Annotated in this window: 1 protein-coding gene; it reads right to left on the bottom strand. The window is 34.7% G+C overall.

The window, feature by feature from the left end; all coding sequences use genetic code 11:
• The coding region (locus SCA31_RS25010; RefSeq protein WP_410699646.1) for a hypothetical protein at nt 1-185 on the bottom strand (185 nt) is incomplete at its 3' end.
• Nucleotides 186-245: the final 60 nt, after the last annotated feature.

The following is a 245-nucleotide window of genomic DNA, read 5'->3' as shown; positions in this document are numbered from 1 at the left end:
CCAGGGGTTTTGTAGTGCGGAATAGCTCTCCTGCTTGTCAGTTTGTACAGGTAGGATTTTTCAAATCCTGTGTACAAAGCAACCTCGTCAATATTGAGGATTTCTTTTTTCAAAAGCATCAGATTTCTGATTTCAACTAAAATATCGTAAAATTTGTTGTTGGTAGGTTGTTCTGGTTGTTTCATTATATATGGTTGTATTATTTAAACATTGAGCGAAGACTTTTGACAGCTTTTGATTTTGAG

It is taken from the genome of Chryseobacterium sp. SIMBA_028 (assembly GCF_046535285.1).
Taxonomy (GTDB): Bacteria; Bacteroidota; Bacteroidia; order Flavobacteriales; family Weeksellaceae; genus Chryseobacterium.
The sequence above is the reverse complement of the archived record's forward strand: the minus strand, read 5'-3'. Positions and strand labels throughout refer to the sequence as shown.